Source organism: Streptomyces sp. MST-110588 (assembly GCF_022695595.1).
Taxonomy (GTDB): Bacteria; Actinomycetota; Actinomycetes; order Streptomycetales; family Streptomycetaceae; genus Streptomyces.
Genome location: NZ_CP074380.1, coordinates 7,875,967 through 7,900,528, shown reverse-complemented (window position 1 = coordinate 7,900,528; position 24,562 = coordinate 7,875,967). Strand labels below are relative to the sequence as shown.

At 69.9% G+C, this 24,562-nt stretch carries 22 protein-coding genes and 5 pseudogenes; 9 read left to right on the top strand and 18 right to left on the bottom strand.

Translation table 11 applies throughout. The features are described from left to right. Positions 1 to 614 precede the first annotated feature (614 nt). Positions 615 to 1,307, top strand: a complete 693-nt coding sequence (locus KGS77_RS34425) for a phosphotransferase (RefSeq protein ID WP_242587225.1) — start codon at positions 615 to 617, stop codon at positions 1,305 to 1,307. A 271-nt stretch (positions 1,308 to 1,578) separates the two neighbouring features. Here KGS77_RS34425 and KGS77_RS34420 read toward each other — a convergent pair whose 3' ends face one another. After that, entirely contained in the window at positions 1,579 to 2,859 is a 1,281-nt protein-coding gene (locus KGS77_RS34420) for an MFS transporter (protein WP_242587224.1), read from the bottom strand. Between the two features lie 134 nt (positions 2,860 to 2,993). Here KGS77_RS34420 and KGS77_RS34415 point away from each other — a divergent pair. Beyond that, positions 2,994 to 3,199: pseudogene (locus KGS77_RS34415) on the top strand (LysR family transcriptional regulator); the annotation flags it as partial. Positions 3,200 to 3,681: 482 nt separating this feature from the next. Here KGS77_RS34415 and KGS77_RS34410 read toward each other — a convergent pair. Then, positions 3,682 to 3,827 (bottom strand): annotated as a pseudogene (locus KGS77_RS34410) (methyltransferase domain-containing protein); the annotation flags it as partial. Positions 3,828 to 4,078: 251 nt separating this feature from the next. Continuing rightward, positions 4,079 to 5,380 carry an MFS transporter gene (locus KGS77_RS34405; RefSeq protein ID WP_242587223.1) on the bottom strand — a complete coding sequence of 434 codons (1,302 nt, stop codon included), beginning with the start codon at positions 5,378 to 5,380 and terminating at the stop codon, positions 4,079 to 4,081. Positions 5,381 to 6,365: 985 nt separating this feature from the next. Between KGS77_RS34405 and KGS77_RS34400 the strand changes: the two genes are divergently transcribed. Beyond that, a complete protein-coding gene (locus KGS77_RS34400) occupies positions 6,366 to 6,929 on the top strand; it encodes an HD domain-containing protein (RefSeq protein ID WP_242587222.1) in 564 nt (187 codons plus the stop codon). A gap of 158 nt (positions 6,930 to 7,087) precedes the next feature. On the opposite strand, the gene KGS77_RS34395 is transcribed toward KGS77_RS34400, so the two are convergent. Further along, entirely contained in the window at positions 7,088 to 7,474 is a 387-nt protein-coding gene (locus tag KGS77_RS34395) for a nuclear transport factor 2 family protein (RefSeq protein WP_242587221.1), read from the bottom strand. Positions 7,475 to 7,572: 98 nt separating this feature from the next. Here KGS77_RS34395 and KGS77_RS34390 point away from each other — a divergent pair, with 98 nt between their 5' ends. Further along, a complete protein-coding gene (locus KGS77_RS34390) occupies positions 7,573 to 8,184 on the top strand; it encodes a TetR/AcrR family transcriptional regulator (protein WP_242587220.1) in 612 nt (203 codons plus the stop codon). A gap of 132 nt (positions 8,185 to 8,316) precedes the next feature. Here KGS77_RS34390 and KGS77_RS34385 read toward each other — a convergent pair whose 3' ends face one another. The 10 genes and pseudogenes from KGS77_RS34385 to KGS77_RS34345 form a co-directional block, all read right to left on the bottom strand. Next, positions 8,317 to 8,586 carry a hypothetical protein gene (locus KGS77_RS34385; RefSeq protein ID WP_242587219.1) on the bottom strand — a complete coding sequence of 90 codons (270 nt, stop codon included), beginning with the start codon at positions 8,584 to 8,586 and terminating at the stop codon, positions 8,317 to 8,319. A 74-nt stretch (positions 8,587 to 8,660) separates the two neighbouring features. Next, on the bottom strand, positions 8,661 to 8,771 hold the full coding sequence (locus tag KGS77_RS35150; RefSeq protein WP_347404566.1) for a hypothetical protein: 111 nt from the start codon (positions 8,769 to 8,771) through the stop codon (positions 8,661 to 8,663). Between the two features lie 196 nt (positions 8,772 to 8,967). Next, positions 8,968 to 9,189, bottom strand: a pseudogene (locus KGS77_RS34380) (hypothetical protein); the annotation flags it as partial. Between the two features lie 97 nt (positions 9,190 to 9,286). Then, positions 9,287 to 10,015, bottom strand: coding sequence for a dienelactone hydrolase family protein (locus KGS77_RS34375; RefSeq protein WP_242587218.1), 729 nt, complete (start codon positions 10,013 to 10,015; stop codon positions 9,287 to 9,289). Positions 10,016 to 10,558: 543 nt separating this feature from the next. Further along, the gene (locus KGS77_RS34370) at positions 10,559 to 10,924 is read right to left on the bottom strand and encodes a MerR family transcriptional regulator (protein WP_242587217.1); all 366 of its coding nucleotides are present in this window, start codon (positions 10,922 to 10,924) and stop codon (positions 10,559 to 10,561) included. A gap of 445 nt (positions 10,925 to 11,369) precedes the next feature. Then, complete coding sequence (locus KGS77_RS34365; protein WP_242587216.1) at positions 11,370 to 12,308, bottom strand: hypothetical protein; 939 nt, start codon at positions 12,306 to 12,308, stop codon at positions 11,370 to 11,372. Positions 12,309 to 12,340: 32 nt separating this feature from the next. Beyond that, positions 12,341 to 12,583 (bottom strand): hypothetical protein, encoded by a 243-nt coding sequence (locus KGS77_RS34360; RefSeq protein ID WP_277994340.1) that lies wholly within the window; start codon positions 12,581 to 12,583, stop codon positions 12,341 to 12,343. A gap of 40 nt (positions 12,584 to 12,623) precedes the next feature. After that, positions 12,624 to 13,811 carry an MFS transporter gene (locus tag KGS77_RS34355; protein ID WP_242587214.1) on the bottom strand — a complete coding sequence of 396 codons (1,188 nt, stop codon included), beginning with the start codon at positions 13,809 to 13,811 and terminating at the stop codon, positions 12,624 to 12,626. 284 nt (positions 13,812 to 14,095) lie between these two features. Further along, positions 14,096 to 14,611, bottom strand: coding sequence for an FAD-dependent monooxygenase (locus KGS77_RS34350; RefSeq protein ID WP_242587213.1), 516 nt, complete (start codon positions 14,609 to 14,611; stop codon positions 14,096 to 14,098). Further along, positions 14,554 to 15,006 carry a hypothetical protein gene (locus KGS77_RS34345; protein WP_242587212.1) on the bottom strand — a complete coding sequence of 151 codons (453 nt, stop codon included), beginning with the start codon at positions 15,004 to 15,006 and terminating at the stop codon, positions 14,554 to 14,556. The genes KGS77_RS34350 and KGS77_RS34345 overlap by 58 nt, the downstream gene beginning before the upstream one ends. Positions 15,007 to 15,218: 212 nt before the next feature. Between KGS77_RS34345 and KGS77_RS34340 the strand changes: the two genes are divergently transcribed. Together KGS77_RS34340 and KGS77_RS34335 are read left to right on the top strand one after the other, a co-directional pair. Continuing rightward, positions 15,219 to 17,300, top strand: coding sequence for an EamA family transporter (locus tag KGS77_RS34340; RefSeq protein WP_242587211.1), 2,082 nt, complete (start codon positions 15,219 to 15,221; stop codon positions 17,298 to 17,300). Positions 17,301 to 17,618: 318 nt separating this feature from the next. Next, positions 17,619 to 18,254: pseudogene (locus tag KGS77_RS34335) on the top strand (condensation domain-containing protein); the annotation flags it as partial. Positions 18,255 to 18,379: 125 nt separating this feature from the next. On the opposite strand, the pseudogene KGS77_RS34330 reads toward KGS77_RS34335, so the two are convergent. Next, positions 18,380 to 18,523: pseudogene (locus KGS77_RS34330) on the bottom strand (helix-turn-helix domain-containing protein); the annotation flags it as partial. Positions 18,524 to 18,722: 199 nt separating this feature from the next. Here KGS77_RS34330 and KGS77_RS34325 point away from each other — a divergent pair. Beyond that, positions 18,723 to 19,457, top strand: coding sequence for a trypsin-like serine protease (locus KGS77_RS34325; RefSeq protein ID WP_242587210.1), 735 nt, complete (start codon positions 18,723 to 18,725; stop codon positions 19,455 to 19,457). Between the two features lie 163 nt (positions 19,458 to 19,620). On the opposite strand, the gene KGS77_RS34320 is transcribed toward KGS77_RS34325, so the two are convergent. After that, on the bottom strand, positions 19,621 to 20,574 hold the full coding sequence (locus KGS77_RS34320; protein WP_277994301.1) for a LysR family transcriptional regulator: 954 nt from the start codon (positions 20,572 to 20,574) through the stop codon (positions 19,621 to 19,623). A 140-nt stretch (positions 20,575 to 20,714) separates the two neighbouring features. Between KGS77_RS34320 and KGS77_RS34315 the strand changes: the two genes are divergently transcribed. Beyond that, a complete protein-coding gene (locus KGS77_RS34315; protein ID WP_242587208.1) occupies positions 20,715 to 21,587 on the top strand; it encodes a DMT family transporter in 873 nt (290 codons plus the stop codon). A gap of 220 nt (positions 21,588 to 21,807) precedes the next feature. Here KGS77_RS34315 and thrC read toward each other — a convergent pair whose 3' ends face one another. Beyond that, entirely contained in the window at positions 21,808 to 22,872 is a 1,065-nt protein-coding gene (gene thrC, locus KGS77_RS34310) for a threonine synthase (protein WP_242587207.1), read from the bottom strand. A gap of 65 nt (positions 22,873 to 22,937) precedes the next feature. Between thrC and KGS77_RS34305 the strand changes: the two genes are divergently transcribed. Then, complete coding sequence (locus KGS77_RS34305; protein WP_242587206.1) at positions 22,938 to 23,774, top strand: MurR/RpiR family transcriptional regulator; 837 nt, start codon at positions 22,938 to 22,940, stop codon at positions 23,772 to 23,774. Positions 23,775 to 23,993: 219 nt separating this feature from the next. On the opposite strand, the gene KGS77_RS34300 is transcribed toward KGS77_RS34305, so the two are convergent. After that, positions 23,994 to 24,518 (bottom strand): GNAT family N-acetyltransferase, encoded by a 525-nt coding sequence (locus KGS77_RS34300; RefSeq protein ID WP_242587205.1) that lies wholly within the window; start codon positions 24,516 to 24,518, stop codon positions 23,994 to 23,996. Positions 24,519 to 24,562: the final 44 nt, after the last annotated feature.

Genomic DNA, 24,562 nt, shown 5'->3' with positions numbered 1-24,562 from the left:
CGGAGAAAACCCGCGCCCCAGCAACGGCGAAACGGACCAGCCGAGCGACGGCATCCCCAGCGGCCGGCCGGCAGACTCATCCTCCCCCAGCTACGGATAGGCAGGTACGGACATTGCAGCACCCGGACCGGATACACACCCCACACCCGCCCCGCACCCGGACCGGATACACACCCCACACCCGCCCCGTCCGCTCCCGCACCACCCGCCACGGCTCGACACTGCCCCACACGAGGCACTGCCCTCACCACCAGCAGATCACGCAGTACCCCCCCCCCGCATCTGCGCCATGCCCTCACCGTTGCCCACAACCCTTCTTCCAAGAAGACACCCACTCACCACCCCACCCCTAAGGCGGTGCCGTGCGGGAGGACGTGGTCCCGGCCCAGAGGCGGACCGCCCCCTTCCGTCAGGACCGGCCAACGAGGCGGACAGCCGCAAGGGGCCTCGTCATTCCCGCAGCAGGCCGAGCGCCGGACGCGTCCGACATTGATTCCGGGGCTGCCGGGTAGAACCGGCTCATGGCCGAGCAGCGATTGCCTGGCGGCAGGACAACCGGAGCGGTACGCCGTGACGGCGCGGTCCACCGACCCCTACAGCCATGGACGCCCGCGGTGCATGCGGTGCTGCGCCACCTGGAGGCGGCCGGGCTGCAGGGTGCGCCCCGGGTGCTGGGAGTCGACAGCCAAGGGCGTGAGGTGCTGACCTATCTCGACGGTGAGACGGCGGGCGAGGACCTTCCCTGGCCCGCCTGGGTCTATTCGCAGACCGCACTGGAGGACGTCGGCCGGTGGGCCCGGACGCTGCACGATGCGACCCAGTCCTTCACTCCGCCACCCGATGCACGCTGGCTCGCCGGCCAGGCCTGGCGGCCCGGCCTGATCATCGGCCACCACGACGCCGCCCCATGGAACGCCGTCTGGCGCGACGGGCACCTGGCGGGCTTCTTCGACTGGGACACCGCCGGCCCCCAAACACGCGAGTTCGACCTGGCCTTCATCGCGCTGACCTGGGTACCCCTGCACACGCGCGGGTTTGCCGAACGTACCGGCTTCACCGCCTTCACCGACCGCTCCCGGCGGCTGCACCGGCTGCTGGACGCCTACGGGTACGCGGGCGACCGCACAGCGTTCGGAACCGTGGTGGCCACGCGGGCCAGAACCAACGCAGAGGTCATCCACCAGATGGCCGCCGACGGCAACCCGGCCTACACCGCGCTGGAGCCGATCGCCACCGAACTGGCCCAAGCCGCCCACGAAATCGACAGGCTGCCCGCCTCCTTCTGGATTCCGCCGACCCACAGCTGAGCCGTCTTCAAGGGAGCCAACCCCCACGGACATCCCCGCCTTCTTGCTGGTCGGCTCAGTCAGGAGAGTGCCTTGCCGCGGGCCGAGGCCGTATCCCGGCCTGCGGCATGGGGAAGCCGACGGGCACGCGGGCGATGGTGCCGCCGCCGTTTGGCGCGAACGTCGGCGATGGCCCCTTTTGCTTCTGCGCACTTCTACTTGTACTTCTACGGACTTCTGCGGATTCTTCTACGGCGCCGAGCAGGGCGCTTCCACGGCGGGTCGCGGTGTGTCATGGTCGGCCGCGGGCCGGTTCCGGCTGGTGCTGTGGCGTGTGGCCGGGTCGAGGGAGCAGCAACGGGGTCGCCAGCAGAAGTACGCCGGCCAGGCCGATGGCGGTACGGGGGCCGAGCAGGCTGCCCAGCACGCCCCAGACGGCCGTCAGGAGCGCGGTCGTGGCCCTGGTCGTCACCGCCCAGGCGGTCAGCGTGCGGGTGACCCGCTCGGTTGGGATGCGTTCGAGGCGGTAGGTGGTGTGGACGGGGTTGAAGATGCCGCAGCAGAAGATGAGCCCCAGCTCGACGCCGATCACCAGCAGCAGCCCGCCGGTGCCCGGCCCCGGGAAGGCCAGGCCGATGGGCCAGATCACGCGCAGCGCCCCGGACGCGATGAGGACCTGGTGCTGTCCGAGTCGGGTGACGAGCGGCCGGGCCAGCCGCGAACCGAGCAGCCCGCCGATCGAGGGCGCGGCGAAGGCGAGGCCGTACTGCCATGGCGCGAACCCGAGCTGGTCGAGCATCAGGACGGCCAGCAGCGGCTGGGCGGCCACCACCAGGCCGTTGAACAAGGCGGTGTTGAACAACAGCGGACGCAGCGTCGCGTCGGCGAGGACGTACCGCCAGCCGTCGAGCAGGTCCCGGGCCCGCAGCCGCGTGGCCTCCCGGCGCCCGGGCCGCGGCTCCCGGCCGCCCGTGGCACGGATGCCCAGGGCCGAGAGCAGGTAACTGACCGCGTCGGCCGCCACCGTCGCCACCGGCCCGAGGAGCCCGATCGCGGCGCCGCCCAGCGGCGGTCCGATGATCGTGGTCGTCCAGGTTGTGGACTCCAATCGGGCGCCTGCGGCGAGCAGGCCCCCGGCCGGCAGCAGCGTCTTCAGGTACGCGCCGGATGCGGCGCGGAAGGTGATGTCGGCCGCCGCGGTGACGACCGAGACCAGCAGGAGCTGAAGGAAGGTCAGCGCGCCGAGCGCGAACGCGGCGGGGATCGTCAGCAGCGCCGCGCACCGCACCAGGTCCATCGCGATCAGCACGGGCCGCTTGCGACGGACCTCCACCCACGGGCCGAGCGGCACCGCCACGGCCGCGCCCACCACAGCTCCCACGGAGGAGAGTGCGGCGACCTCGGCCGGTCCGGCGTGCAGCACCTGGACGGCGATCAGCGGGAATGCGCCGAAGGCGAGCCATGTGCCGAGCGCGCTGGTCCCGTACGCCGCCCAGAGCCACCCGAATTGCCGCCCCAGCCGATGACCCAGCCGATGACCGAGCAGATGTCCCAGCCGGTGCCCACCCGCCATGCCCGCCGCCCTTCGCTACCCGCACTGCACAACCGATCCGCGTCGGAGGCATCAAAGCGATCACCACATCCGGTGGTCAAACAACCGAAGGACCGCTCAGCCACAACCAACGGTTGTGTCCGTAGGATGTCGACATGGACGTCGACACCGTTCGGACCTTCGTCACCGCCGCCGACGCGGGGCGGCTCCAGGAGGCCGCGGCCGAGCTGGAGGCCACCCAGCAGGCGTCTCCACGCGCATCGCCGTACTGGAGCACAACCTCGGCGTACGGCTGTTCACCCGTACCGCGCACGGCGCCGAGCTGACCGCCGACGGGCAGGCGTTCCTGCCCCACGCCCGGCGCCGGCCACCCTCCGCGCCCAACTCACCGCCACAGCGGCCGACCACGACGCCGCCGGGACCTGGACGGCCGGACCGGGTGATTCCACGCTGAGCGCCGCCACATCAGGCAGTCAACGGTGGTCAACGGCGGGCGTCACCAGGGGCGAGGCAGTACGCGGCCCCCGGTACGAAGCCCTCCCGCGCGCCCGGCCATGGCGACCTGGCGGCCCTGTCCCGGCCCTGGGTAGAGAGCCGGTGACCACGAACGATCCACCGGATCAAAACGAGGAACCTCTCCCGCCGGCTGCAATTCGCGGACCGGCCGTCGCGTCCGCACCGACGCCGTCGGGCCGGCCATGCCGGGCAAGGGAAGGGGAAGGGGAGGGAAGCCGTACGAGAATCCGTACGTTGCCTCGGTCCGTACGTACGGCGAGATGTCCTGCGGCCCTTCTACACCTGCCACCGCGACGCGGGCACCGGCCCGGTGCCCGCCAGGCTTTGCCGCAGACCCGGATGGGCTTGTCGAGCAACTCGATCATCGCAGGAGAGGCATCGACGCCGAACGCCGCCAACCCCAATTTGTCCAGACAGGCGGCGATATGACCGGGCCTACACCCCAGATCCGCGACCTGACCGTTCCCACTCGCATATCAGGGCCGCTTCACGTGCGGCCGGAGGACGTCACCGTGGGTGGCCGCGAGGAGCGAAGCCCAAAGAGGGAGGGCAGGGGCCAGGGGTAGGGGGCGAGGGGCGGTGGCACCAGATGCGGGGGCCGCCGCCCGAGGAGGCGGATCCGGATCAGCGGGCCCGGACGTTCGTGGACGTGGGCAGGCAGAACATCAGGGCCCACATCGATACGAGGGCGCCGCCGACCCACCAGAGGATGCCGGTGAACGCGTCACGGTTGACCGCGCCGTCGGGTGAGCCGCCGGTGGCGGCGAAGAACACCACGGCGGTCAGCGCGGTGCCGAGGGCGATGCCCAGGTGCATTGCGGTGTTGAACAGGCCCGAGGCGAAACCGGCGTTCTCGTGTGGGACCTTGGCGAGGGACATGTCGGCGAGCGGGCCACCGACCCCTGCCGAGGCCGAAGCCGATCAGCAGGACAGGCCCGGTCATCGTCAGGAAGGTCAGGCCGGCCTGCCGGCTGCTGATCTGAAGTCCGTAGGCCGCCATCGAGGCGAGTGTGATCACCGCTCCGGCCTGGGGCAGGCGGCGCCCGAAGCGCCCGGCGGTCTTCATCGCGGTCGTCGCACCGGCCGGCTCGCCCAGGGCGAGCAGCACAAAGGCCACGGCCGCCATCAGCGGATTCAGGCCCAGGCCCCGCTGGAGGTACAGCGTCCAGGTCATGAAGAACAGGCCACACAGCAGGCCGAGCACCAGGTGCGCGGACAGGCCGCCGGAGAACTGCTTGCCCCGGAAGAGGAACACTGCCACGAGCGGGGCGTTGCCCTGCCTGTGCTGCTGGTGACGCAGGAAGACGCCGAACACGAGAAGTCCTGCGGCGAACATGGCCAAGCACCACAACGGCCAGTGGCGGGAACGGCCCTCGGTGAGCGGGAAGATGATCAGGACCACGGCCGGCGCGGACAGCAGCATGCCGGTGAGGTCGGGGCGGTCGGCCCTCTGCGCGGTCGACTCGGGGAGGAACCTGCGGCCGAGAAGGAGTACGGCGAGGCCGACGGGCACGTTGATCAGGAAGATCGGCCGCCAGCCCAGTCCGAACAGGTCGGCCCCGGTGAGCACGCCGCCCAGGACCGGACCCAGGACGTTGCCGAGCGACAGGACGGCCCCGTAGAGGCCGAAGGCCCTGCTGCGGTTTTCGCCGTCGAAGGTGACATGGAGGGTGGCCAGGACCTGGGGGATCATCACGGCGACGCCGGCGCCCTGGATGACGCGGGAGGCGATCAGCGTGCCGGGTGCGGTCGCGGTGCCGCACAGCAGGGAGGCGAGGGTGAACCTGGCGGTGCCGATGAGGAGGATCTTGCGTCGGCCGTGGATGTCACCGAGCCGTCCGCCGGTGATCAGCCCGACGGCGACGGTCAGCGAGTAGCCGGCGGTCAGCCACTGCACCGCCACCGGTCCGGCGCCGGTCGAGTCCTGGACGGCGGGCAGGGCGGTGAGGACGACCGACTGGTCGAGGATGTCCATGAGCTCGGCGACCAGGAGCACCACGAGGGCGATCCGGGCGGCCGGGGCCATCTTCGACGACCGGTCCGGTACGTCGTCAGCCGGGGCTCTGCGGTGTGCTGCGGCTCGCTGTCGAGCACGGAGGAAGCCACGGTAGGACTCCTGGTTCAGATGGTTCAGGAATCGGGGAGCTCGCCGTCAGCCGCGCCGGGGCCAGAACACACGAAACCCGGGGCAGTCGGCAGAGCTGCACCCGGGAAATGACAGGGAAATGCGGGGGTGGGTGACGCAACTCAGGCCGGCGCGACGTCCGCCCCCGGACACGTTCAGAACCTCAGAACGTGGGGAACTGCGGACGGCTACTTGGCCTGGGAGATACGTCGTCACCTCGAAACCACTACAGAAGGAACCAGAAGTCCGACACTGACGCCGAAGCCTTCGGCGCAGGGACTCATACACGCACGATACGACACCCCCCTGAAGCCCGCGCACGCCACATTCGCGTCCGGTCCTCACCCGCCCGTCCGGGGCCCAGACGGCCGTTTGTCTGCGCGGTGGCCGACGGCCTTGCACCGCACCCCGATGTGGGACAGGTCACCCGAGCCAGGCGACGGGGGTGTGCGCCGGCCCCGGAAGAAGCAGGCACAGCCGTCCCTGGCGAGAATCGGGGGTTCATCGGCATTTTCGCCTCTGTTGGCCCTAGGGGACTGTCCATAGGCTCGTGCCGTCAAGCACTCGGCCACTCGGCCACTCGGCCACTCGGCCACTCGGCCACTCAATTGTTCAGCCGCCGACGGAAGGCTTTCACGTGTGTGTCAAAGGAAATGACGAGAAAAGCGTGACCCGGCGTACGGCACTGAGGCGTGGCGCCGGAGTCGCCGCGATCGGTGCGGCGTCCGCACTCGCTGCCGCGGTGTCCGCTCCGCCTGCCGCCGCGGTGCCGGTATCGCGCGATAACGCCTCGTCTTCGAGTACCGGGCCCCTGCCCGGAACAGTGGCTGGAATCCGCATTCCCAGCAGCGGTATAGCCCGGAGAACCGCGGCGTTCGTACGTGAGGTGTCCTCCGAGACGCTCTTCAACCATGTCATGCGGACATACCTTTACGGCTGCGTCCTGTTCGATCGGCGCGGTATTCACTACGACCGTGAGCTGGCGTTCGTCGCCGCGGCCCTGCACGACCTCGGGTTGGTCGAGGCGTACCGGACTCCGACCGAGCGTTTTGAGGTGGACGGCGCCGACGCCGCACAGCGGTTCCTGAAGGAACAGCGGATGTCGGCCGAAAAAGTCTCCGTCGTCTGGGACGCGATCGCACTGCACACCAATGTCGGCATCGCCGCTCGGAAGAGGCCTGAGATCGCCATGGTCTCCGTCGGCTCCGGACTCGATTTCACCGGGAACGGCCTCCAGCACATCCCGTCCGACACGCTCGAAGAAATACTTGACGCCTTCCCCAGGAAAGGGTTCAAGCAGGACGCGCGCGACAACATACTGTCGCTGTGCCGCACCAAACCCATGTCGGTACTCATGCATCCCTTCGCCGAAGTCGGCCGTCGTCACCTCTCCGGCTTCTCGGTGCCCACTGTGGAGGACCTGCTGCTCGCCGCCCCCTTCGAGGAGTGACGGGCACGAAAAGGAAAAGGAGGAGGAGAAGAAGTGAGGGAGGAGGAGAGGGAGGCTCCGGCCGCCCCGCGGGTCCCGGGAAGGCCCTGGCGGTGACGGGTGATGCGTGACCTGCGGGCCGGCCGGTCCCCCGGCCGGTGTCTCAGCGGCCGGACGGGTCAGACGAAGAAGGCGTTCATGCCCGGAACGTCGGACAGGTAGGTCTCGATGCTCGCGATCTTGCCGTCCCGCAGGCGGCAGACGGTGGACAGGTACTCGTCGAGCCGGGCATCGTCCCGGCGAGCGGTGTTGTGCAGCGACAGGGCCATGTTCTCGCGGCTGACCAGGATGTGCAGCAACTCGAAGCGGAGACCGTAGGAGGCGATCTTCTTCGCCCGTTCCACGATCGCGTCGGCGCCTTCCGCCGTACCGGAGATGGTGTTGTCGCCGGGCAGTGTCCAGGTGGCGTCGTCGGTGAGCAGGGACCGGATGCCGCCCCAGTCACCGGCGGTGAGGAAGGCGTGGAACCTCGTGCCGAGCTGGTGGGCGATCTCGTACTGGGACATGGATCCTCCTAGGAGAGCATCTAAAGCAATGATGTTTGCTTTAGGCAGCGTAGACAGAGGGCACGCTAAAGCGCAAACCATTGCTTTAAGGTGAGGGTATGCCCGTTAAAAGCAACGACAGCCGCCCCGGCGGCCGGAGCGCCCGCGTACGCGCCGCCGTTCATCAGGCGACGGTGGACCTCGTGCACGAAGTCGGCGCCGACAAGGTGACCATCCCGGCGGTGGCCCGCCGCGCCGGCGTCAACCCCAGTTCGGTCTACCGGCGTTGGGGTACGGTCTCCGCCCTCCTGGCGGACGTGGCCGCCCGGCGTCAGGACGATGAGGCACCGGAGCTGCTCGGTGACCTGCGCCAGGACCTGGAGCAGGTGGCGGTGTGGACGCTCACGGACCTGTCCCGGCCGGGAGGCGTGGCGTTCTTCCGTGCCGAGGTGGCGCCCGACGTGGACGACCGCCGGGCCGGCCTGCACGCCTGTCTCCAGCGGGTCAGCGCCCGGTTCCAGGCCCCCTTGGAAGCCGCCGCCCAGCGGGGTGAGACGACGCCCTCGCTGGAGCGAGTGCTCGACCGGGTGGTCGCTCCCCTCTATTTCCGCGTGGTGTTCTCGATCCCGGGAACGGACGAGCATTTCGCGCGAGGTCTCGTCGCCGAGTTGTACGACTGCGGGGAGCTCGCACTCCCGGCTCGCGACGCGGAGCGAACCGCGCCCCAGTGACCGCCGGCCCGCGGGCCCACGGCGAGCCGACGGGTAGGACCATGGTCAGGACCGCGTTCGGGATGTGCGGCAGGAGGCACTCGCGCCCCACGTGCGGCGGTTCCACCACGTCGTTCTCCGCGGCCAGCACGGTCACCGGCACCTCGATGTCGCGTACGACACGTGTGATGTCCTGCGCCCGATTCCGCGCAGCGGCCACTCCTGCCGGGCCTCCGCCCCGGTCGCGAGACTGTCGCGTACCACTGCGGTGCGTACCACGGCGGGCAGCGGTACGGCGGTCATGACATGGTCGAGGGCGGGCCGCACCGTCTCGGGCGAGTCGTACGCGTGGGACAGGCCCTGCCGATACTCCTCCCCGGTCACCGCGGCGGGCGGCTGCGGCGGCGCGGGTGCGACGAACACCGGACCGGCCAGTCCGACGGGCCGACGGGCCGACGGGCGACGGGCCGACGGGCGACGGGCCGCGAGAAGCTGACTTACCTTACGCCCATCGAGTGACCGACGAGGACGAACGGCCCCGCCACGCACGCGTCCACCGCGCGAGCGAGGTCCTCGGCGAGCCGGTCGAGGTGATGGGGCCCGGGCAACGCCCGGGAGGTGCCCCAACCACGCTGACCGAAACGGACCGTCGTCTGTCCGGGCGTCAACTGGCCGGTTGCGGCCGTATGAGAGGCACCGTCCGTACAACCTCGCTACGGATCCGGGCTTCCTGCTGGTGGCCCGGGACCGGGTGCGGAGCAACAAGGGCGCGCGCACGGCGGGAGTGGACAGCGAGACCGCCAACTACACCGAGTCCGTACGTGAATCGGAAGGGTTCCTTTCGTACCTGCGAGGAGACCTCAAAGCCCGCTCATCGTCCACCGGGCCGCCCCACCATGCCGGACCAGCGGTGAGCGGCTCGCCACGCAGGTCAGCGACCAGCGGGTGCACAGCGGCGGCCAGGTCCTGCGCGCCGATGCCACCGTCCCACGGCAGGGACTCGGCACCGGCCACATACGGCACACCCTGGTCGCCGGTGAACCTGCCCGTAGCCCGGCCGGGCCCGGCCGGGCTACGACCGCACCGCGTATCCGGCGCCCCGGCCGTCACGCCCGTGGTGCCCTCATCGCTCGGCCACGGGCAGGCACTCGGCGAGCAGGTCGACGACGTCGCGCCAGGCCCGCTGCGCGTGCCGTGGGTGGTAGCCGACGCCGGGGCGCACGGCGTGGTCGACCGGCGGGTGGTGGAAGGCGTGCAAGGCGCCGCCGTAGACCGTGAGGCGCCAGTCGACGCCCGCGGCCTGCATCTCGGCGGTGAACGCGTCCCGTTGGGCGGGCGCCATGATCGGGTCTTCCGACCCGACCCCGGCCCACACCGGGCAGCCGATGCGCGCTGCCTCGCCCGGTCGGCCCGTGATCAGCCCGTTGACTGTGGCGATCGCGCGCAGGTTGACGCCGTCGCGCCCGAGTTCCAGCCCGATGGCGCCCCCGGTGCCGTAGCCGACGGCGGCGATCCGGTCGGGGTCGGTCCGCGGTTCGGCGCGCAACACGTCGAGCGCCGCATGACCGATGCCCCGCATCCGGTCAGGGTCGGCCAGCAGCGGCATGCAACGGGCCAGCATCTCCTCGGGGTCACCCAAGTAGCGCCCGCCGTGGAGGTCGAAGGCCAGCGCCACGTACCCCAGCTCGGCGAGCGCATCGGCCCGCCGGCGCTCGACGTCGCTGAGCCCCGTGCCCTCTGGCCCGAGCAGCACCGCGGGCCGACGGCCCACACCGGCCGGGAGCGCGAGGTGCCCGATCATCGTCAGACCGTCGGCCGGGTACTCGACCGTACGCGTTGTAACTGTCGTCATAAGCCTGGACTTTAGTGATCGTCGAGCCCGGTCGGGCTGGTGTTCACCGCCGGCAGAACAGCGTGGGTGTGCCTCCGAGCTGCGGCGATGGCTCACAAGAGCCGTCACAAACCCAACTGCTAACGCTAACGCTGCTCCGTGCGAAGCGGTCCGGTCATTCATGGCTCGATCTTCTCAGTGGCCACCAACACTCCAGACGCGCAGCAGCGGTGTCAGTTCTCGCCGAAATCTTCCGGCGCATCGATCAGCAACTACCGACGGCGCTCACCGACAACCGATGCCCGTTCTCACCTACGCAGCCAGTCAGTGCTGGCGTGGCCGGCCATGAGCCGTTTCGGGAACTTGACGTCCGTGTACGGCCTTCGTTGTTTCCGGTTCCGGAAAGGTAGGACGTGATGATGCCATGCGGCCGGCGGGCGTCTGCCGCCATTCGCCCAATGGATGTACTGACAAGTCCGAGCCGGGCAATTCGTACGGCCCTTCACCGATCCGGGCGGCGAACCCGAAGTGCCGGGCAAGCTCCGGCTGCCGCGACGAGCCCGGTCAATGCTGGGAGATACCCGTTCGCAGATGCCGAAGGGCGTCCTCGAGTTTGCGCTGCATCGCGCTGAGCATGACCACTTGTTCGCGTACTACCTGCAGCCGTCGCTCGTACACGACGATTGCCTCCGAGCAGATATGGGCATGGTCGGTATCGCCGTCCAGGCAGGCATTCATCTTCTTGATGCTCTCGGCGTTGAGGCCGGCAGCCAGTAGGGTGCGGATGTTCAGCACCCGTGTGACCGCGGACTCGTCGTACTCGCGATACCCGTTGTGCTGACGGCGGGGTCGCAGGAGGCCGCGCTGCTCGTAGTAGCGCAGCGCTCGCGTTGAGACTCCGGCTTCCTTGGCCAGTTCACCGATGCGCATGCCTCGCCCCACCTTCGGATGCTCGGGTCTCAGATCTTCTCATTATGCGCATGCGGTTTCTCCGTGGGTCGCAACACCGGTTTCGGCGACCGGGGCTGACGGACAGGTGCTCAGTGGACCACTGTCTTGGTTCGCATCAGGAACGACTCCAGGAAGTCGTCGTGCGGCAGACCGCGGATCATCCGGAGTGGGGTGGCCGCCGAGGTAGAGGTTGGCGATGCTCGGCTCAGCGAGCAGCCGGTCGATCAGGTCTTCGTCGTCGGTGAGGGCTGCGAGGACAAAAGTGTCATGCAGGGGAGCCAGTCCCGCCTCCCGGGACCACGGCGTGACCCATATGCAAGGGAAGGGCAGCTCCACCCGGGTTTGTACGGTGTCGGGCCGGCCGGCCTGGTGGACCGCGAGCCGCAGTACGGCCGAGCCGTCACCGAAGCCCCCAGCGATGCCGTCACCACCCCGCCAGGCCACCGTACCCTCGGTCCGCATCAGCACGTGCTTCTCCATCTGGCGTACCCGGTCGATGAGTTGTACCGGCAGCACCGCCTGAGGATGCCCGGGCGGCAGGTTCGGCAGCTCGGCCAACTCTCGAACAATCGCCTCGGCACGCGACCTGGTCCGGTTCGCGCTGCCGTGACGGGCCACGGGGTCGCGCCAGTCTTTCGACCGCTCCTTTGGGGCGGGCCTGTTGCAGGCAGGTGGAGATGCTGGCCGCGGTGGAGAGCGTCTCTTCGGTGGTTGATGTGACGATGCTGCGCGGAAGCCCTGAAACGCGTGCGACGGTTCTTTGACAGTCCTCCACCGACAGCACGGCGACGGTGTGCCGGGCGGCGTGCCCATCAGTACACTCCCTGGATGACGGCTTCTCCATCGCAGGAGGCCCACCGGCGAACTGCGGGGTGTCGGCGGAGCGCAGCCGGGTACCGCCGAGAATCACCGTGTTGCCGAGGCTCCCGATCAGGGTGATGCCGGGGAATACCTCGGTACGCAGCAAGTGGCGAGTGTCCGGGGCCATGTGCGCCCCGCCCCACTGGATTGTCGTGATCTTTGCGCGTACGAGGTCTACCAACTCTTCGTCTGCGGCCAGGCGTTCCGTTGTGCCGCCGCTTTCGCATACACCGACGATCTGCGGATCGGAGTATCCGCGAGGGATGAGGTCTTCCACGCGGGTGTCGTGCAGTTCGTTGCAGAAGTCGGGAAACAGCGCCAGGTCATCCATGGTTGTGACGTCGCGTATGGGGTCGAAGCCTGATCTGGCGGCACGGTCGAGCCAGAAGCAGGGCCCGGTATCGGGGCCGAAGTGCCATCGCATGGCAGCCTGGATGAATGCATCAGGGTCCGGCGTGTTGGTCAGCGGGGTGTCGAGTATGGAGTCGTCGACGGATTTCATCGCTACCTCGTTTTCCTCTATAGCCGGGGATGTCAGCGGCGGGCGGCGCGCAGTGCGGAACGGCGGACCTTGTCGGCGTCGTCACGCGGTGTCGCGGCGGAGCGTTCGGAGGAGGGCGGGATCTTGTGTGGGGCCAGCTTTTCGCGTACATGGTTCTCCAGGTCCGCGTCGCTGACCGGTGAGCCGGTGTGCACGACGGCATGGGCCCGGTTGCCCAGGTCGTCGTCGGGCAGGCCGATCACCACGGCCGACAGCAGTGTGGGGGGTGCCTCCAGTGCGGCCTCGTTCTCGGCCTGGACCGCCCTGTCCGGCGGGTCACGGTGCCGCCGCCGGGACCCGGGGGGCGGGCTCGGGACGCCGGGCCGGGTAGCGGCGGACGGCGACGGACATGAAGAGGATGTTGATCAGTCCGACGGCTGCAGCAGCGATCAGGACACCGGTTCCGCCGCCTCCGCTGAGCGCGCCGCCGCCGATCATCCCGGCCAGGGCGATACCTACATACAGCCCGCTGGTGTTGAGAGCCACCGCCTCGGTGCCCGCCGCGCCCGCCATCTGCAGGGCCCGGGCGTTCATGGGCGGGTTGTAGGCCCAGCCTGCCATGCCCCACACGATCAGCAGCAGGCACAGCAGCCAGAACGGCGCGCTGCCACCGGAGACGATGCCGACCGCAACCATCGCGAGAGTCGAGAGCAGCACCGCGCCCAGCAGGCTGATCAGCGCACGGTCGGTGCCCCAGCGGTCGTTCAGCCGGCCGCCGATGAAGGTGCCCACCGCGCCGGCGATGCCGTCAACCACGATAGCCACCGTCACCCAGCTATCTCCCAGGCCGGTCAGGTCATGGGTGACGGGCGCGATGAAGGTGTACGGCATCAGTCCGCTGCACGCGCCGATGACGGTGCCCAGGACGCACATCAGCACTGCCGGGCGGCGCAGCAGCACCAGTCGGGCCTGCACGCCCACCACCGGCAACTGCGGCAGACGCGGCAGCGTGGTCGCGGTCAAGACGACGCCCAGGCAGGTCAGTGCGCCCACGCAGACGAACGTCACCTGCCAGCCGAAGGTGCTGCCCAGCCACGCCCCCGCCAGCACACCCACCACCAAGGACACCGTCAGTCCGGAGGCCACTGTCCCAATCGCCCGACCGATGCGCTCGGGCGGTGCCAGGGCACCCGCCACTGCGAACGCAGCCGGGCTCACGGTTGCCGCCACCAGCGCCGCGACCGTCCGCAGTGCCATCAGGACCGGATAGGAGGTGGCGAAGACGGTGGCGAAGTTGACCACCGCGAAGACCGTCAGCCCTCCGACGATCAGGATCCGGCGCGGGACCCGCGCCGTCGCCACCGCCATCACCGGCGCCGCCACCGCGAACGTGATCGAGAAGACGGTCACCAGTTGACCGGCGACTGCCTCACTGACCTTCAGGTCCGACGCGATGTTCGGGAGAATTCCTGCAATGATGAAGTCATCGGTACCGATCACGAAGGTCGTCAGCAATAACCCCAACAACCACGTCATACCCTGCTGAACTGGCTTATCCGCTTCACTGGAACTCATCGTTGCGCCTGGGCTTCCTCGCTTCGGGATCTTCGAGTGCGGTCACCGTATGACCTTGACGCGTACGTGAAGGTCAAGGGGCGCTCGCGTGAGCTGGGACACATCGATGCAGTGGCGGCAAGGCACGCCGAGCCCTTGGCACCGCGTCTGCGACGGGACCGGTCAGATGCACCCCGTGCCGCTGATCTCAGTCAGATCCTGGTAACAGGCTCCGGCCTCCGGTTGGCCTCGCGTCATGCCATCCGCGAGGAGGCGTAGAGGACTGTGGGCCCGGCGCCAGCAGTGTGCTGTGACGTCAATTGCGGCAGGCTCATCCGGTAGCGCTGGAAGTGTTCGGTGAAGGGCTTGCGCATCTGCTCGTACGGCGCGAACGGCGCGGCACGCGCGGTCCCTTGAGCCTGGGTCAGCGAGCGGGCGAGGATCGCGGCACCCTGCAAAGCCGTGCTCAGCCCCTGCCCGGCAATTGAGTGGCTTCCGTGTGCTGCGTCGCCCAGCCCGGCGTTGCCGCGCCCCCAGTGGTGCGGTTGCACCACATGATGTCGCACGATGCGGGCTCGGCCCCAGTCGGGCACCGAGGCTGCCAGCGCATTGGCCAGTTCGGGCCGGACCGCGCTTATGCGAGAGCGCAGCCAGGCCACATCGGTGGCGCGCAACTGCGCCACCTCCTGCGAGCTGGCGAGCCATTGGACGATCAGTCGGTTCCCGGCCAGCAGTACGGTCGTCGCCAGGCGGCGCACCCGAGAGAACATCCCACCGCTGCTCGCTGCTCGCTGCCCACCGCCCGCCACCCACCCACCGGCAGCGGACCGTGCCCCCGCCCGGGCAGTTCCACAACAGCGCCGCCGGACAACGAGTGCGTTACCCCCGTCACCGGCCCCGCTTCGATGATCCGCGCCGACGCCTCGTCGGCCGGCGCGTCACGCAGCGCCTGCGTGAGCGTCAGCATGGGAACGCTCAGCGCGTACCCGAAGGCTCCGGTGGCCCCGGCGTGGTCGGCATCCTCGACGTCTGCCACCTGTGTGATGATGCTGCCCTCGGCGTTGGCGGTTGCGGCCAGCACGATCCCCAGCGGATTCTTGGCCGGATCCCGGAAGGACAGCAGGCTCCAGGTCTGCGTACGGGCCGCCTCGGACGGCGGCTTCACCGATCGGCGGGGGAACGGGGCAGCCGTGCCGGGTCCGCGTCCCGGGGTGGCGGAGCAGCCGCCGCGGGCCGAAGGCACGGCCGGGGCGCGGAGTTGCGGCCTGGGAGCGGTGTGGCGGAGCCGGGGCGCAGAGGCAACTTCCGGGGCCGGGCCGGCGTCTGTCCGGGTGGAGGGTGCACGGATCGGTCCGGAATCTTCTACGCACCGGGCCGGTGCCCACTGGGGACTCCAAGGGGAATGCCGGTTTGCAGCAGTTGATGATGAGCGCCCGGAAGTGGCGCTGCGCTCATGAACGCGGCATCTGGAACGCGGCGATGCTCGGCGTCGTCGCGCTGTGGGGCTGGACGTTCGTGGGAATCGGCGACGCCCTGGAGACGATGACGTTCCTGTCGGTCCTCACCTACCGCTTCCTTGGGGCCGCGCTGCTCCTGGGCGTGGTCCATGCGCGTTCACTGTGCCGCCTCACCCTGCGGGAGCTGACCGCCGGCAGCACTGCGGGCACCGTCCTGTTCGCGGCGTATGCGTTCCAGACCGCGAGCCTGCTCCGCACCACGGCCTCCAACGTCGGGTTCATCACGGGCACAGCCGTGGTGTTCACCGCCGTGCTGGCCGCACTGTTCCTGCGGGAGCGGCTCACCGGGGCGCAACTGCTCGGAACAGGGCTCGTGATGGCGGGGCTGGCGCTGCTCACGCTGCAGGGGCTCGCGGTCCACTGGGGCGATGTGCTGGCACTGGCGTGTGCCGCGTGTTTCGCGGGGCACCTGATCCTGCTGGGCCAGGCCGCCCCGGATCTGAACACCGGACGGCTGGCCTTCGTCCAACTGGCCACGGTCGGGCTGCTCGGGCTCCTGGGCGCGGTGGCGCTGGGTGGTGGCCTGTCGGCTCCGGCCGGCCAGGGGACGTGGGCGACGCTGGCCGTCGTCGCGGTGGGAGCCTCGGCACTGGCGTACTTCATACAGACCCGGGCCCAGCGCGTTCTCCCGCCGACCAGGATCGCGATGATCATGACGGCCGAACCGGCTTTCGCCGGGCTGTTCGGCTACTGGCTGGCCGGTGACCGGCTGACCGGCTGGAACTGGGCCGGTGCGGCCCTGATCCTGGCCAGCATCACATTCACCTCCTACACCCACCGGGCAGCCCCGCCGCAGGCCCGCGCAGGCGGACCCCGGCACACCAAGTTGAGCACGAAGGGAAGGACAGCGATGGACCCGGCGATACCGAACAGCGGATTGGAAGGGACCGACAGGACGGAGGGGGCGCGGAAAAGGCAAGCAGCCGGGGAATCAGCGATTGCGAGGGGCGATCCCATGACAGAGAGGCCCGATACCGATATCCGCACCATCCACCTCACTTCCCGCGAGGCGGCCGGGGCACGTGCTCTGGTCCGGGAGCAGATCGACCGTTACGCCCGGCCCGAGCACCCACACTTCCTGCGCTCCGCGCCGGCCTTGGGAGCCCGGCTGCCGGACGTGCTGCGGGAGGCGCTGGGCGAGATGCGCTACCTGGAGACGGACCCGGCCCTCGTGGTCACCGGCTACCCCTGGGACCCGCAGTCGGTGGGGCCGACTCCGGAGCACTGGCGGGACCACTGCGGACAGCGCACCCGCGAGGCCGACTTCTGGCTCCTGTTGCTCGGCGCGCAGCTCGGGGACCCCTTTAGCTGGTCCTTCCTCCAGGACGGCCGCCTCATCACGGACATCCTGCCTCTGCGGGAGAAGGAGCACGCACAAAGCGGGCACGCCAGCGCGGCCTACCAGTACCTGCATGTCGAAGACGCCTTCCACCCGTGCAGGCCCGACTACATCGGCCTGGTCAGCCTGCGCAACCCGGGCACGGCCACGACCGTGTCGCCGGTCACGACCGGCGGGCTCTCGCCGGAGCAGACCGACATCCTCTTCTGCGAACGCTTCCAGATCTTCCCGGACCTGGAGCACACGTCCGGGCTCGACGAGGACGGCCGCCCCAGCACCATCAGCGCCCTCTTCGGCAGCCGCGACCGCCCGTACGCGCGGATCGACCCGCCCTTCATGAGCGCCCTTCCCGGTGACAGCGCCGCGCAGCAGGCGCTCGACGCCCTGTGCACGGAGCTGGAGTCGGCCGCGACCAGCGTCGTACTGGAGCCCGGCGCCGTACTCCTCCTGGACAATTTCCGCGCGGTGCACGGAAGGAAGCCCTTCACGGCCCGCTACGACGGTACGGACCGGTGGCTGCGGCGCATGACGATGACCCGGGACCTGCGCAAGTCGCGCGCGTTGCGCAAGGCGGTGGACGCCCGGGTCGTAGGGGCCGGCTGAGTAACCTTCCTCCTCACCCCGGCCGGACCCCGGATGCGCGGCACCGTCCCCGCAGGGCCGGTGCCGCGCCGGCGCACCAGCTCCTCACGCCCGTCACGCCGGTCGCGCCGGTGCAGCGGGCGTGACGGTATGGAAGACCGCGCCTTTGCCTGGGCGGCGTCCGGCCCGGCGATGCCGTCTTCTTCGACCGGTCCGGTCACCGCGCCTTCAGCGGCTTCGACCCCCTCAAGCCGGCCGAAGCAGTACACCAGAACCTCACCATCACCGCCTCGGAGGCACCACCGAGCACCCCTTCCGTAGCCGACGACGCAGTACCCCGTGCTGCCGGCTACGGCCGCCCCGCCCCCGCCCACAGCAGTCCGATCACGGCTGGACGACGGCGGATGGCGGTACAACGTCGGACTGTACGTGCGCCTGCGCGGCGCGCTGGACGAGGAACTGTTCGAAGCGGCGCTGCGGCGGACCGTCGCGGGGAGCGAGACGTTGCGCGTACGGTTCGAGGGCACCGGGCCGGAAGTGGCGCAGGTCCTGGATCCGGCCGCCGACTGGCCGCTGGTCCGTCGGGACTTCAGCGGGCACGAGCGCCCGCGCGCCGCGGCGGTGGAGTTCATGGAGCGGACACAGGCCGTGCCCTACGGCGTGGGCGTGGCTCCGCTCCCGCGGGCGCACCAAGAGCGCCTGCGGCGTGGCGCGGCGGCGCTCGCGGTGAGCACGAGCGCCTTGTTCCCGGCGGCGCTGGCCATGGTGCTGCACGCCGACACCGGCGCGCGGAAGCCGGTGGTCGGGCTGGTCGTACGGGGACGGGACGGCTCGGCCGTCCAGGAGGCGATGGGCGTGGCCTCCCACGTCCTGCCGCTGCGGCTGCCGGTCGATCCGGCCGCCTCCGTCGGGGAGCTGGTGCACGCCACCGCCGCCAGGATCCGCGCCGTACTGCCGCACCAGCGTCATCGCATGGCGGATCTGCTGCGGGAGAACCCCGCGCTGCTGGGCGAGGGACGGCTCACCGGCCCGGCGCTGAATCCGGTGACGCTCACCCTCGGCACCTGCACCGCCTTCGCAGCCGTCCGACCGCTCCGCAGTCAGGAATCAGCGGTGCGCCGGTCTCCGCCCCGGGAACGGAGAATGATCCCGGCGTCCTTGAGCAGCCGGTGCCCGCCCCCGTAGGAGCGGCCCATCTCCTCCGCCAGGGTCCGGATGCTTACTCCGGAGCCGTACTTCTTCCTCCTTCTTCCTCAGGCCCTGGGTGACCTCGCCGCGGTCCGGGCCGGGCGCGAGCCGGCTTGGGCGGGAAGGGCGCCAGGAGACGGGCGCACTGGCTGGCGCCGAGGGAGCGGGGTCTCCGTTCTGCTCATTCGGAACCTTTTGGCCCTGTGATGTGTCTCAGCATCAGTAAGGCTCATGCGCGATGAAGGGAACTGTCGGATGGTGCGTCGAGTTCGTGTACTGCTGCTGACCGTCTTACTGCTGGTGACGGGCTCGGTGGTGTGGTCCGTGCCGGCCTCCGCCGTCATCGGCGGGGCGAAGAGCACCTATGGCCCGTGGGCGGTGCGCATGCTCGTCGACGGCAAACCGGCGTGCACGGGGACGGCGGTCGCCCCCCAGTGGATCCTCAGCGCCTCCCACTGCTTCTACGAGCAGGCGCAGCCGGTCGCCGACAAGCGGATCTCCTTCCGGATCGGCAACCTCGACATGCGCAAGGGCACCACGGTCCACCCGGTGCCCGGCAAGCGCGTCGGCAGCGCGCACGCCGACATGATGCTCATCAAGGTCCCGCCGATGAAGATCCCCACGGCGCGCCTGGCCTCGACCGGTGTCCGCCTCGGCCAGCGCGTGCAGCAGTACGGGTGGGGCGCGACCTGCACCGACGACGAGAACGCCTGTCAGTCCCCCGTGCTCAAGCAGTCCAGCCTGCGGGTCATACGGCCGGACGACCGCCGGTGCGCGGGCCACACCGCACCGGGCGGCCCGGACTTCTGCATGGAGAAGGTGTCCGGGATCCCGGCCGGTGGCGACTCCGGAGGCCCGGTGATGAGCATCGGCCCACGCGGCTCCGAAACCCTCCTCGGCGTCTTCAACGGTTCGGACCGGGAGACGGTCGCCCAGGCCGGAGAGATCTCCCAGCAACTCGCCTGGATCCGCTCGGTCACCCGGCGGTAGCGCCGAGCCTGGTCGCCGACTGGGCGCGGGCGAGGGCATCGCGGCCCGAGGTGGCGTTTCTCGTAAGTCCGCCGGCCGGGTATGTCGATCGAATCGATCTGCGGGTGCGCGGTGGCATCGCCCTCGTGCCGTGAGCGGGGCCGGGTGGTTGTGCCGGTGACAGCTACGGGCCGCAGGCCCCGGTCACGGGAGGGCCGGGGTCTGCGGCCCGGCACTGGATTCTGCTGTGGACGGTGCGGGCCATCTCGGCGACGAAGGCGTTGACGGCCGGGGTGGCATTGGTCTGGGCCGTGGCCACGGCGATGGTGCGTGTCACCGCCGGGCGGCACGGGATGAGGCGGATCCGGCTCTCTGCGGTGGGTGCGGCCATCCGCGGTATCAGTGCGGCGGTGAGTCCGGTGGCGACCAGTTCGATCTGGGTGGCGTAGTCGGCCACGCAGTAGCGGACTTTCGCGTCGTGCCCGGTGTGCCGGCGCAGCAGTTGTTCGAGGGCCTGGTGGGCGTCGCTGCCTGGCGGGCAACTGGCCCAGGTCAGGTCGTGCAGGCTGCTCAGGGGCACTTCCTGGAGGTGGGTGAGCGGGTGGCGCGGGTGTACGGCCAGCAGCGCCTGCTCGTGCACCAGGATGTGGGTGTGGGTTCCGGGCGGGATGCGGGCCGGTGCGTGGGTCCAGCTTTCGATGACCACGGCGTCGAGCTCTCCGGTGTGCAGCTCGGGCAGCAGGTGCGCCGCCTCTCCGTCGCGTACCTCCGGCTCCAGCCGCGGGTGACGGTCGGTCAGCGTCACCAGGGCCGGTGGGATCAGGGACCGCAAGGCGGAGGCGACGGCCCCGATACGCAGGGGACCGGCGATCAGACCGCTGACGGCGGCGAGGTCCATGGTGGCATGGGCGGCGACGGTGGCCATCTTCTGCGCGGAGGAGGCCAGGACCCGTCCGGCGTGGGTGAGTCGGATGCCGCGCCCGGACGGTTCGACGAGCTTGCAGCCGGCTTCCCGTTCCAGGCGGCGGATGTGCTGCGAGATCGCGGGTCCGGTCACATGCAACTGTTCGGCGGCGGCGCTTACCGAACCGTGCTCGGCCACGGCCGCGAACACTCTGAGCCTCTCCCATGACAACACCTGAGCGAGACTATGCAATGGAGCGTACAAACGGTAAATAGTGCTGTGGGATCTTGGGTGGCAGGGTGCTGGTTGTGGATGTCGCGCCCGAAACCCGCCCTCGCTCGTCCCTCTTTCGGGACAGGTCGGCGCCCCAGACGGTGGCCGGTCTGTTCATCATCGGCGGGGCCGCCTGCCTGTCGGCCTCCGCGATCTTCGTCAAGCTCGCCCACGTCGACGCCGGCACGGCGGCCTTCTTGCGCTGTGCGATCGCTCTGGTCCCCCTGGTCCCGCTGCTGGTGTACGAGACCCGGCGCCGCGGGGCGCTGCCACGTCCTGTGCGCCGGTACGCGCTCATCGCGGGGATCTTCCTCGGGACCGACTACGTGATGTGGACCCTCAGCATCCTGGACGTCGGCGCGGCCATCTCCACCGTACTCATCAACGTGCAGGTCATCGTCTTCCCTCTGCTGGCCCGCCTGTTCGACGGCACGAGGATCCCGCGCCGTTTCCTGTGGACCTGCCCCCTGATGCTCGTCGGCATCGCCTTGGCCGGCGGCGTGCTCAACTTTGGTCGGCAGCCCGGTCATCCGGTGCGGGGCACGTTCCTGGGCATCGGTGCCGGATTCGCGTACGCCGCGTATCTGTATCTCAGCCGGCGGTCCGGCCGGCGCTCAAGCCGGCACCTGGTCGGTCCCGTGTGTCTGTCCACCGCTTCGGCGGCCGTCACCTCGGGTGTGATCAGCGTGTTCACCACGGGTCTGGCACTGTCCGTCCCGGTCGCCTCATGGGGATGGATCACCGCACTCGCCCTGCTCGGCCAAGTGGTGGCATGGCTGCTGATCAGCAAGGGCAGTCCGCACCTCTCGGCCAACACCACAGCCGCTCTGCTGCTCCTGCAACCCGTCATGGCGATCGGTTTCGCCCGGCTCATTCTTCACGAGACTCCCACCTACGCCCAACTGTGCGGCTGCGCTCTGGTCATCGGGGCGGTATGGGCCGGCAACCGTGCCTCCCGCCCCACCGCGACCTGAATTGCGGAAGCGGGTGGCTCGCGCACCACGCCGAACGCTCTCTGTGCCCCGGCGGCGGACCGGCCCCGGCGGCGGGACCGGCCCCAGCGACGGCGCTCGACGCGGCCGGCTGCACGGTCCACGGTGTGGACCGGGTGCCCGGGCGCTGGACGGGTGTCATCGGGAATCTGCGGTTTGGCGCGCGCCCGCTCGCCGCGCTTTCCCGTAGCGCACCGGGCTCTCAGTCGGTCAGGCGCAGGGCGTGGGCCACCTCGGCGGTGGACGCCGAGGTACGGGTGGAGGTGTAACCGTCTCCCATGGAGGCGTCGAGGTCCTTCAGTCCGTTGCCGCTCAGCGTGATCACGATCCTCTGTCCCGGTGCGAGATGGCCTTTGCGCTGCTGGTCGAGGATGCCGGCGAGGCCGGCCGCCGAGGCGGGTTCGGCGAACACGCCGTCATGGCGGGCGACATCACGGTAGGCGTCGAAGATCTGCTCGTCGGTCACCGCGCGGATCAGTCCATGGGACTCGTCGCGGGCACTGATGGCGCCGTCCCACGTCGCCGGGTTGCCGACGCGGATCGCGCTCGCGGCGGTGTCGGGCACGGCGACGGGCGCGCCGTGTACGAGTGGTGCCGCACCGGCGGCCTGGAAACCCCACATGCGTGGCGTTCGCCCGGCCGGGCCGTCGGCGGCGTAGGTCTGGTAGCCGCTCCAGGTGGCGGTGATGTTGCCGCCGTTGCCCACCGGCAGGCAGTGGATGTCCGGCGCGTCGCCCAAGGCGTCGACGATTTCGTAGGCGACCGTTCGCTGCCCTGCCAGCCGCCACTGGTTGTTGACGGAGTTGACCAGCGCGACACGGTGGTGAGCAGCGAGTTCCCGGGCGATGCGCAGACAGTCGTCGAAGGTTCCAGCGACCTCGACGATCCGCGCTCCGTACCGTACGACCTGGGCCAGCTTGCCGAGCGCGATCGCCTTCTGAGGAACGAGCACCACGCACGCGATGCCGGCGCGTGCCGCGTAGGCGGCGGCCGAGGCGCTGGTGTTGCCGGTGGATGCGCAGATGACGGCCTCGGCGCCGTTCGCCGCCGCGTTGCTCACGGCCACGGTCATCCCGCGGTCCTTGAACGACCCGGTGGGGTTGGCGCCCTCCACCTTCAGCCAGATGTCGCATCCGGTCAGCGAGGACAGGCGGTCCGAGTGGAGCAAGGGGGTGTTGCCCTCGTGGAGGGACACCACGGGAGTGGTGTCGGTGACCGGCAGCCAACGCCGGTAGTCGCTGTTGATCAGGCCGCGCCAGGTAGTCATGAACGTAAACATAACAATCGTTTCACCGATCACGTCAATGGGCGATCCATGTAACATTCGTCAGCATGGAGACCGAATCTCTGGTGCCCCGCCTCGGCGAGATCTATCCCGAACTGCCGCCTGGTGAACGAGCGGTCGTCCGCGTGCTCCTGGAGGACTATCCGTTCGCGGCGCTCGGCTCACTGCGGGCGCTCGCAGACCGTGCCGGGGTCAGCCCGCCGACCGCCTCGCGCCTGGTCGGTCGCCTGGGTTTCGGCGGCTTCGCCGAGTTCCAGGACGCCGTGCGGGCCACCGCCCGGGAGCAGGACCGGTCGCGGCTACGGGAATTCGTCACCCAGCAGTCCGGCCCCCATCAAGCAGCGCAGAACCTGCGGGCCGGCATGGAAGGCACCCTGTCCGCCGTGACCGGGCCCCTGCTCACCACGACCGCCACGCTGCTGGCCGAGGCCGGCGGGGTGTGGGCCCTGGGCGGTCCCTTGAGCGAACTCGCCGCGGAGTACCTGATCCGCCAGCTCGCGAGCCTGCGCCCCGGTGCGCGCCGGGTTCCCGGGGCCCCGCACGCACGGGCGCGCACCCTGCTCGACATGGGCCCGTCCGATGTACTCGTCGCGTACGACTTCCGTCGGTACTCCGCCGACACCGCGCGCTTCGTCCACGCGGCGCGCTCGCGCGGCACGCGCCTGGTCCTGGTCACCGACGCCTGGGAATCGCCCCTCGCGGACCAGGCCGAGGTGCTGTTCCGTCTGCCGCGCGAGGCCGCAGGACCGATCGCCCCCCTCACCCACGAGATCGCCCTCACCGAACTCGTCCTCGTCGCCACGGCTTCACACCTTGCCCCCGCCGCCCGCCTGGCCGACCTGGACGCGGTCACCCAGGCTCTGATGCCGCCGCCCGGACCATGATTTCGGAGCCGGCCGCACGGGGCCGAGCCACCGTCCGTTCCATTCCCTTCCGGCCGATCACCGAAAGTTGGGACGCGAAGGCCGCGCCGGGGCGGTGGCGAGCGGGCCGGACGCGTACGCGCCCACGGCTGTCGTCACCCATGGCTGTCGTCGGCGCCGGCTGGTGCCACGGTCCAGTGCGGTCAGGTCCTGTGTCGTGCGGTTCACCCCTCCTGCGGTTCATCCCTCCTGCCGCGTAATCAGGGACCGTTGCATGAGTACCGTGTCGACCGAACGGCCGTGCTTGTGCCCCACGCCGGTCAGCCGGCCGGCGTGGGTGAAGCCGGAACGCCGGTGCAGCGCGATGGAGGCGCCATTTCCGGTGTCCGCGATGACCGCGACCATCTGGCGCAGGCCCGCCTGGACGCACCGGGTCAGCAGGGCTTCGAGCAGCGCGCCGCCCAGCCCTTTGCCCGTCAGGTGTGGGGCGAGGTAGACCGTGTCCTCCACGGTGTAGCGGTAGGCGGGTTTGGGACGCCAGGGACCGGCGTACGCGTACCCGGCCACCTCGCCGTCCAGTTCGGCGACCAGGAAGGGCAGGCCCCGGCCGGTGAGGTCATCGAAGCGCCGGCGCCATTCGGCCACGGTCGGCGGGGTCTGTTCGAAGGTGATGACCGTGTGGGAGACGTAGTGCTCGAAGATTTCGGCCACGGCATCGAGGTCTGCGGGGCCGGCTGAGCGGATGTCCGCTGGGAGAACCGTCACGGCACGCCCTTTTCTCTATCGCGAAACGCGCTGCCATTATAGAG